Source organism: Burkholderiales bacterium (assembly GCA_035518095.1).
In the GTDB taxonomy this organism is placed as follows: domain Bacteria; phylum Pseudomonadota; class Gammaproteobacteria; order Burkholderiales; family JAHFRG01; genus JAHFRG01.
Genome location: DATIXX010000078.1, coordinates 1 through 9,526, shown reverse-complemented (window position 1 = coordinate 9,526; position 9,526 = coordinate 1). Strand labels below are relative to the sequence as shown.

Genomic DNA, 9,526 nt, shown 5'->3' with positions numbered 1-9,526 from the left:
CCGCGCTGGGCGACCAGATACAGGCTCGTGGCCGGGGCGACAGCGTCGGGCGCGGTTATCGTGAAGCGACCGTCAGCGCCGGTGCGCGCCTGGGCGAGCTCCTTGGGCGCGCCCGAACTCGCGGCCCAGAGCGTCACCGTCGAATTGGCGATGGGCGCGCCGCCTCCGAGCACTCGACCTTTGACAAGGCTGTCGGCCGCGAAAGCCGGGGCGACCAACATGAGGCTCAATACGGCGAGTCCCGCTGCCGACAAATGCTTAACGGCTGAATAATTCCGAATGTGTGTTTCAGATTCCATTTTGGACTCCTATATGAAAACGTCGCATCATATGGCCCATCATTCGAATGTTCTAGCCGCTCGCTGGGTCATCCTATGCGAGCTATTGGAGATAATCAGAATTGCATCTGGAGCCGGACACCAAAGACACTCGCTGTATTTACGCCTTGCCGACCGGGGGAAATAGGGGTGACCGTGTCTCTCTGAGCCGGTCTGATGACCTGAATGTCTGGCGTAAGCTGCATCCATGGCGTCAGCGCAACATCGTAGAAGGCCTCGAATCCATATTCATTTCGCAAAAAAGACACCGTCGCTAACGGGCTTGTGAACGAAGGTTGACGGACAGTTATGTAGTAATACCCTAATCCGAAGCGATCAATGGGCCGGCCTGGAATGATGCCTTTGCCGCCAAACCCAAGGCTATAGAAATAATGCATAGGATTAGGATTGCCATCTGACATTCCAAGCCGTCCAAAGATGCCGACACCTTGACCGGAGCCTTTGTTGGGCTCATAGAGGTACTGATCAAAATTGTAATAGATGTTCCAGGATCTGTCCTTTTGTTGAATCGCAGTAGGGCCCTCGATAAAAACGCGGAAACTTTGATCAATCGAAGTGAAAGTTTTATTCGAATAGGTCGCGCCGGCAAGCTGATGTCCAGTATGACCGAAGAAATCTGTCCTTACCCTCCCCTCGCCTGCAAAAGTCAATTTGTTGGCGTCCAAATCATTAAATCCGCTGGTCTCCGCACTTCCATTGGTTTGAAGAACAGATAAAGTTACGATCGCCTGCTTCGGGTCAGCGGTCGGCAAAATAATCGCCCCGGCGCCGAGCGTCGAGTACGGAACTGTTACAGCTAATAGCGGATTAAAGTTAAATGCCAAATTCATGAACTGGTATTCGCCTTTGCCGTGGGCAAACTCATTCATATCGCCCGACGTGGTAGTAACGGTGGCGAGCTTGCCTACAATCAAGCCAAAGTTATGCGAAAGGAACTGGGCAAAATTTAATGCTGACACGTTAACGTTGTTACCATCGTTTGTTACTGGATAAATCTGGCTGCTATCCACCGCCATGAGCGCCCCGGTATTGCGGTTGACAGACCGGGAGAAATTACTCTCGACTTCTAAATTTGCAAATCCCCCCGGCCACCATCCGAGTTTCTGGGTATCAGCATTTAGTGTAAGGTCCCCGCGTCCGCCGTACTCCCAAGTGCTACTCTTGCCCCCGCCGACAACGCTTTGCTCAATCTGGGTCAGGCCGAAATCGATAGTAACGCCTTTCGCAGCAAGATCGTTGCGAGCTCCGCCCCAGTCACCGGTCAACGTCGAGCGGTTCAATAAATCACCCGAGTACGTGGGCGATGTATCGTCCGCCACAGCACGCGCGCTGATGAGAGACATTCCAAGCGATGTCAGAATTACTGCAATGATTGTCGAGTGCTTGTTCATTGCGCTCCCGTTAATCATGAAATTCCTCCCGCCAGGAAATTTATTCCAGATTCATGGGCCCGTGTATCCTCACTTGACCCGCTTCACTGCTGCCAGCTTCCGGGTACCGTTAAGATTTGACGGACTCGTCTTCTCAGTCACTAAAGCAGGATCAGTTAAGTTCTTTGTCCTTGTAGAACTTGCCGCCGGTGATGCTGATTCCGACGATGAGGCCTTCTTCTGTGAGCTGATACATATGCACGCCCGATGACACTGTTACGGAGCCTGCATAGGCGCCTTCGTTGGTCTCCTTGTCCTTGGCAGCCGCCATTACATTGGCTCCAGCCTCCCACCCAGAAGTCACGAAGTTATTGAACGCATCCGGCGAATCGAAGACCAAGATGAGTCTAAACTTGGAAGCTCCCAAACCCAAGCCGGGCTGAAGCTCAAACATCTTCATAAACGTCTCGTTCTTTGCGGAGTTGTTTATTGCGATGCCGCTACCCTTTTCCCCGCCCCCGTAAAGTAGCTTAAAGCCAATGTCGCTGAACACTGCGTAGCCTGCCGCATTTTCCACTGCACTCTGGGCCTCCGGATGCGCTTTATAGAGTTGCTCGAGGCTTTGGTTTGCCATGCTGCGCACTTCAGCTTGCTTTTCCTCTCTCTGAGACGATGTCATGGGAGCCGTCTCGCAAGCCTGCAGGCCGAGGCACAGCAAAAGTATTGTTGATACGTTTAATACACTAATTGTGCTTCTGTTCACGTTGCTATCCTTAGTTTATAAATGCTCGACACGGGGTGTGATGCGCGCTCTAGGGTTTGCTGCTCCAGCGGGGAATGTCGCATCGTTAGTTTAGCTGGCTGTCTTTATAGAATTTTGCACCTGTTAGGCTGACCCCGACGATGACGCCTTTCTCAGTAAGCTGGTACATAAATACACCCGGTGAAACCGACACAGCGCCGGCGTAGGCGCCGCCGCTTTCAGGCGCAGTTTTGGCGGCCGCCATTGCATTGGCACCAAATTCCCAGCCCGAAGTCACGAAATCGTCATATGCTTGCGGCCATTGGAAGACGAAAAGCACTCGAAACTTGGAAACTCCAAAACCCAAGCCGGGCTGAAGCTCAATCATTTTCATAAACGTTGCCTGCTTGGTGGAGTTGTTAATAGCGATGCCTTTGCCGTTGGCCCCGCCCCCGATCAGAAACTTAAAGCCCGTGTCGCTGAATACCGCGTAGCCTGCCGCAAATTTCACGGCATCGCGGGTGCCGGAATTCTCAGCATAAAATTGTTCAAGGGTCTTGTTTGCCATATACCGCACGTCGTCTTGCTGCGCGAGCTTCTCTGGCTGTGACAGCGGAGCCGTTTCGCAACCCTGTAGTGCTAGGCACAATGCGACTATTGCGGAAAGGGTTGATTGACGCGTTACTTCGTTCCTCATTGTTCTCTCCTGATTACTGGAATTGTGACCATGCACCGGCCGTGCGCGCGTAAAATCCTAACGCATTTCGCTTTTGCCTGCAAAAAGAGATCTCATTTCTGAATGATCAAATTCCCACATGACAGATTTGTTACCGTCAGTGCAATAGCGAGGTTGACTTTTAAGCGCCCTGTGGCAATATCAGCAACGTTGTATGCAATATAAAAAAAGCAGGGGTCCTTCAACGCCGTGTGAAAAACATCCACAATTATTTTAGGGTCTTCTCCATGCTCTTTGTCAGCTTTTTGTCAACTTGTCAATAATGTGCGTCCGCGAGCAGCTCGGCAGCGACAGTAAACCAGACAAAGGAGGCTCACGACGAAAATACACAGCAAATTGGCTTTTGACGCTTGAAGTCGAATACGATCGAAACCGCAACAAACTCCTTGAGAGGAAAAATAATGAAATACAAACTCCATTACCGTGGATTTTCGCTTCTGATTGCAGCCGTTGCGCTCACATGCACGATTGCTCCGGTGTACGCGGCGGACAAAAAACCCAACATTCTGTTTATCATGGGTGACGACATCGGCTGGATGCAGCCGAGCATCTACCACCGCGGCCTGATGGTCGGGGAGACTCCCAACATCGACCGCATCGGTCGCGAGGGTGCGCTGTTCACAGACTATTACGCCGAGCAGAGCTGCACCGCAGGGCGCAACGCCTTCTTTACCGGCATGCATCCACTGCGCACGGGCATGATCCCACCGCAACTCCCGGGCAGTCCGTCTTACCTGCGACCCGGCACCCCGGCACTTGCAGTGTTCCTGCATGATCTCGGCTATGCGACCGGCGAGTTCGGCAAGAACCACCTGGGCGACCACCCCGCGGCACTGCCGACGGCTCACGGCTTCCAGGAATTCTGGGGCTATCTGTACCACCTGGACGCGATGCAGGGGGTGAGCTTTCCCGACATCAACAAGTCCCCGACCGAGCAGATCATTGCTCCGCCATGCAAGAACGAGCCCATCCCCGGCGTGCCGGAAGTTCCTGGCTCCGTGGATCCGAGGACGACGAACTGCCTGACGCCGCCGCGCCCGGTACTCTGGTGCACGTCAAGTGACGGCACCCAGAAGAATCAGAACTGCAGGGACGAAGGTCCGCTGACGCTCGAGCGCTCGAAGACGGTGGATGAGGAAATCTCCTCCCACGTCATTGACTTCCTCGATCGTAACGATCCCAAGAAGACCGGAAAGCCGTTCTTCGTCTGGTACAACCCAGCGCGCATGCACATCACGACCGTGCTGCCGCAGAAGTACCTCGACATGGTCGGCACCAAAGGTGGCAAGGACTGGGGTGTAAATGAAGCGGGGATGAAGCAGATGGACGACAACATCGGCTATGTCCTGAAGAAGCTCGAGGACATGGGCGAGCTCGACAACACTATTGTTGCATTCACCACCGACAACGGTGCCGAAGTAATCACCTACCCGGACGGCGGCGTTACGCCTTTCAAGGGTGGAAAGTTAACGACCTGGGAGGGCGGGATGCGGGCTCCCATGGTCGTGCGTTGGCCGGGGCACATCAAGCCGGGCACAGTATTGAACCAGATGTTCGCATCCTTGGACTGGTTACCGACTCTTGTTGATATCGCGGGCGGCCCCAAAGGAGACGGGCTGAAGAAGGAGATCGAGGCGGGCAGGTACCCGGGCATTGTCAAGACGACGCTCGACGGTGTCGATCAGATCGACTACCTAACGGGCAAGAGCGACAAGTCGGCGCGCGAAATCTTTTTTTACTATACCGGCCCGAAACCGTCGGCGGTGCGCTACAAGAACTGGAAGATGTACTACACAATGGTTCCGACCGAGCCGCTCGGCGCGATGAAGGGCGCCGTGACTTATCAGTGGACCATGGTTGACAACATCAAGCGCGATCCATTCGAGATCGCTGGCGGGTTGGATGACCTGAAATCCGCGACATCGGTCGGCGGTGCGCTTGCCTCCCCAAGCACGGCTTATGTTTACGACTGGAACATCCTGCCCCTCGGCCAGTTACTGTGGCTGAAGGAGCTCGAGACGTACAAGAAGTTCCCGCCGCTGCAGGCGCCGGAGGCCTACAACCTGGACAGTATCATTGCGGAAATGAAAGCGTCCCATGCCGCGAGTCACGCGGGTGAATAGCTGAATGAAACGAGAGTAATGTGATAAGGTGGACGGCCCGAAAGGGCCGCCCATTTTTTTTGCAATCTGTGTGAAATAAAGAATTCGACAATGAAATGCTTAAATCGATTCTCTAGAGTGATAAGCACCTTGGCTATTGCGCTCGTGGCGCTGGCCGCAAGCGCGCAGACCTTCGCACAGACCGACCCGCTGCCCTCCTGGAATGACGGTGCGGCAAAGCAAGCGATCATCGAGTTCGTGCAGGCCACCACGGATCAATCGAGTCCAAAGTTCGTGCCGCAGGAGGCGCGCATCGCCACCTTCGATCAGGACGGCACGCTTTGGGTCGAGCACCCGATGTACTCCCAAGTTATGTACTGCCTCGAGCGCGTTCCGGCGGTGGTGAGGAAGAAGCCTGAGTTGAGGAACGTCGAGCCGTTTAAGACCGTGATGTCGGGCAACCTCGAAGCGATGGCGAAGCTAACGATGCGGGACCTCTTCAAAATCCTCGCCGCCACGCTCACCGGCATGTCGGTCGAGGAGTACCGGACCGAAGTGAAGGCGTGGCTCGAGACTGCCAAGCATCCGCGCTGGAAGCGGCCCTATACCGAGCTGGTCTATCAGCCGATGCTCGAAGTAATGGAGTATCTGCGTGCCAACGGCTACAAAACATACATCGTGACCGGCGGCGGGCAGGATTTCGTGCGCGTATACTCAGAACAGGTGTACGGCATCCCGCCCGAGCAAGTGGTCGGCACCGCAGGCGGGACAAAGTTCGGCTACGACAAGAACGGGAAGCCGTTCCTCACCAAGGAGCCCAAGCTGTTAATTAACGACAATAACGCGGGCAAGCCCGAAGGCATTCACCTCATGATTGGGCGGCGGCCTTACGCGGCGTTCGGCAACTCGATCGGCGACAAGCAGATGCTGGAGTACACGAGGGCCGGCGACGGCACGCGACTCGCAATGCTGGTGATGCATGACGATGCGAAGCGCGAGTATGCATATGGCCCGGCGCAAGGATTACCGAACACAAAAGTCGGCACATTCACGCAAGCGCTCTACGACGAGGCGAAGAAACAGGGCTGGATTATAATCAGCATGAAGAATGACTGGAAACATGTGTTCCCGTTCGAGAGCCCTTGATATAGCTCGCCTACAAAAAAACGATCGAGCGAGAACGCGGTGAAGCGCAAGAGGCGAAACGCAAAAGTAACAAATGAGCCGTAAAAAAAAGCGCAAGCAATCCAACGACGTCAAGCGCACATCGGCCCTGCCTCTGGAAACCGCATCATCGGCCACGCTACCTGGCGGAAAACGGCGAGCGCGTCTCTTCCCTGTCGCGTGCTCAGCTGCGGTGGTGATCGCAAGCATCGCCTACTTCGTGCTTGCGCCGCACGAACAGCCACCATTATCCAAGCCTACTGCAACCGAATCCGAGACCAAGATTGCGCCGGCTCAAGCAAAGTTTGTGGACGCAAAAGCGTGCATACAATGCCACCAAGCTGAGTACAATACATGGAGCGGTTCGCACCATCAACTCGCAATGCAGGCAGCGAATGAATCCACGGTACTCGGTGATTTCAACAACGCAAAGTTCAGGTATTACGGCGTCGAATCCACTTTTTTCAAGCGCGACGGCAAGTTCATGGTGCACACCGATGGGCCCGACGGCAAACGTACTGACTACGAGGTGAAGTACACCTTCGGCGTTTGGCCGTTGCAACAATATCTCATCGGATTTCCCGGCGGCCGCTACCAGGCTCTCAGCATCGCCTGGGATTCGCGGCCGAAAAGCGAAGGCGGCCAGCGCTGGTTCCATCTTTACCCGCACGAGAAGATCGACTACAAGGACCCGCTGCACTGGACCGGGCTTTATCAAAACTGGAACATGCAATGCGCCGAGTGCCACACAACCAATTTGCACAAGGGATATGACGCTACATCAAAAACATACAACACGACGTTCAGCGACATCAATGTCTCGTGCGAAGCGTGCCACGGCCCGGGCTCGCTTCATGTCGAATGGGAGAATAAAGCAAAGACGCCTCCTTCGCCGGAGTATGGCGAAGGCCTAACCGTGTCTTTGCACAGCCGATGGCAAGAAGCCTGGAAGTTTCCGGATGCGAAGGCAAAGTACGCGCAGCGCGACAAATCCGCGAATGCGGCTGTCATGAATATATGCGCCGCCTGCCATGCGCGCCGATCAACGATTGCCGAAGACGGGCAAGCGGGCGCGCCGCTGGAAGATACACACCGCCTGGCAATGATTGCTCCTCCGCTTTATTACCCCGACGGACAGCAGCGCGAAGAGGATTACATCTGGGGCTCATTCCTGCAGAGCAAAATGTTCCAGCATGGCGTCACCTGCACGGACTGCCATGATCCTCATTCCGAAAAACTGCGCGCACAAGGTAATGCGCTGTGCACGCGTTGCCACAATGCCGAGGTTTTCGACACTGAGAAACACCATTTTCACCAGGCGAGTACGAAGGGCGCGCTGTGCGTCGAGTGCCACATGCCCGCAAAAAGTTATATGTTGATTGACGCGCGACGCGACCATAGCATCCGCGTGCCGCGTCCCGATCTGTCTTCTTCGCTCGGCACGCCAAATGCGTGTACTGCCTGTCATGCCGACCGCAAAGCGGAATGGGCGGCCGCGGCAATGGACAAGTGGTATGGCGCAGATTGGCGCAATCGGCCGCAATACGGAACCACACTCAACGCAGCAGATAGGGAGGGTGCGAAATCCTTGCCCGCGCTCATCGATCTCGCTGGCAAAGCGGACAGCCCCGCAATCGTGCGAGCGGCTGCCGCGACTCTCGCGCAATCGCAAATGCGTCCGGAGTTCCAGCCGGCGGCAGAACGGTTGTTGCAAGACTCCAATCCCGAAGTACGAATCGCCGCTTTGGGATTGCTCGAGCAATTCGATGCCGCGGTCCGCGTGCGTACGTGCGCGGCAAGTTTGTCGGATCCGATACTTGGTGTGCGCGTTGAAGCCGCGCGCGTTCTCGCGGATATACCTGACGACCAATTTCCTGTTGATCAGCGCACTGCACGTGAAAATGCAACGAAAGAGTACCTCGACTCACTCGAGCTCAACAGCGACTGGCCGATAATCAACGTCAACCTCGGCAATTTGTATCAGCGTCAAGGTCATATCGATAAAGCGATAGCAGCGTATGAACGGGCGCTCTCGCTCGATTCGCATTTGATCGCAGCCTATGTCAACCTCGCCGATGCATACCGCCAGCAATCGCGCGATGACGCCGGCGAACAGGTGCTGCGACAGGGATTGTCGGTGCTGCCGCGCGCGGCAGATTTGCACTATGCGCTGGGACTGCTGCTGGTGCGCAAAGGCGATAAGAAGACGGGGCTCAAAGAACTTGCCACCGCGATGAAGCTAGCGCCTGATTCCGCGCGTTACGCCTATGTTTATGCAATTGGACTCAATTCGGCGGGCAAGCAAACCGAGGCGCTGACCTTATTAAAAGCGACGGATGCACGTCATCCTTACGATCTCGATGTCCTGAGCGCGCTGGTCTCCATTAACCGCGAGGCAGGTGATACCAAGGCCGCGCTCATTTATGCCAAAAAAGCCGCCGAAGCTTTGCCCGATGATCCTGAAGTAAAGCGTCTGGTGACTGAGTTAGAGAAAGTAAATTAATTAGAAGTCACTGAGTTGTCTAATCCGGGTGTCGGAAAACCCCGCGGAACTTGGCGTCGTTTAAATCTCAACGTCTGTCTCCCTAACTAAATAAACGCTGGAATGACGGTCACACGCTCGGTGCCGGAAGCGGTGAACTGGTGCATTCTGGTGCAAGACGCTGTATCCCGATGCCATGTCGATGGCCGAAAAACTCATCCGCCAGAGCGTAAGCCTCCCCGCACGCATCGCCCGCCGGGTGAAATCGCTGGCGAAAGCCGGCAGCACGAGTACCAACCGAATCATTGTTGAGCTCATCGAGTCGGGTATTGAAGCCCGAGAATGGGAACGGAAACGTTTCTTCGAGCTGGCCGACCGCTTGGCGCGTTCCCGCGACACGGCGGAACAAAAGCGTCTCAAGGACGAGTTGGCCCGAATGACCTTCGGTGAGTAATGCCCAAGATTCAGTGGACCGGGCTGCCTCCCGCGCTCCGCGACCATCTGTTTGACCGGCTGCGCGAACGCAACATCTCCGCGGAAGATGTTTACCAGCTAAAAATGCGGAGAGAATCGGAACCCGATGCCCTGGACG

The 9,526-nt window shown here is 55.2% G+C and carries 8 protein-coding genes; 4 read left to right on the top strand and 4 right to left on the bottom strand.

Features of this window, described 5'->3' with window-relative positions:
- The 4 genes from VLV32_12575 to VLV32_12560 all read right to left on the bottom strand — a co-directional run.
- Nucleotides 1–299: hypothetical protein (locus VLV32_12575; protein HUL42717.1), on the bottom strand; the 299-nt coding region annotated here is incomplete at its 3' end.
- Between the two features lie 95 nt (nucleotides 300–394).
- The gene (locus VLV32_12570; protein ID HUL42716.1) at nucleotides 395–1,729 is read right to left on the bottom strand and encodes a carbohydrate porin; all 1,335 of its coding nucleotides are present in this window, start codon (nucleotides 1,727–1,729) and stop codon (nucleotides 395–397) included.
- A 151-nt stretch (nucleotides 1,730–1,880) separates the two neighbouring features.
- Entirely contained in the window at nucleotides 1,881–2,471 is a 591-nt protein-coding gene (locus VLV32_12565) for a hypothetical protein (GenBank protein ID HUL42715.1), read from the bottom strand.
- A gap of 85 nt (nucleotides 2,472–2,556) precedes the next feature.
- Nucleotides 2,557–3,147: a YSC84-related protein gene (locus VLV32_12560; GenBank protein ID HUL42714.1), complete on the bottom strand. Its 591-nt coding sequence runs from the start codon at nucleotides 3,145–3,147 to the stop codon at nucleotides 2,557–2,559.
- A gap of 440 nt (nucleotides 3,148–3,587) precedes the next feature.
- Here VLV32_12560 and VLV32_12555 point away from each other — a divergent pair, with 440 nt between their 5' ends.
- The 4 genes from VLV32_12555 to VLV32_12540 all read left to right on the top strand — a co-directional run bounded on the left by VLV32_12555 (nucleotide 3,588) and on the right by VLV32_12540 (nucleotide 9,388).
- On the top strand, nucleotides 3,588–5,309 hold the full coding sequence (locus VLV32_12555; protein HUL42713.1) for an arylsulfatase: 1,722 nt from the start codon (nucleotides 3,588–3,590) through the stop codon (nucleotides 5,307–5,309).
- 129 nt (nucleotides 5,310–5,438) lie between these two features.
- Nucleotides 5,439–6,434 carry an HAD family hydrolase gene (locus VLV32_12550; GenBank protein HUL42712.1) on the top strand — a complete coding sequence of 332 codons (996 nt, stop codon included), beginning with the start codon at nucleotides 5,439–5,441 and terminating at the stop codon, nucleotides 6,432–6,434.
- 73 nt (nucleotides 6,435–6,507) lie between these two features.
- Entirely contained in the window at nucleotides 6,508–8,955 is a 2,448-nt protein-coding gene (locus tag VLV32_12545; protein ID HUL42711.1) for a tetratricopeptide repeat protein, read from the top strand.
- 175 nt (nucleotides 8,956–9,130) lie between these two features.
- Nucleotides 9,131–9,388, top strand: coding sequence for a hypothetical protein (locus VLV32_12540; GenBank protein ID HUL42710.1), 258 nt, complete (start codon nucleotides 9,131–9,133; stop codon nucleotides 9,386–9,388).
- Nucleotides 9,389–9,526 lie beyond the last annotated feature (138 nt).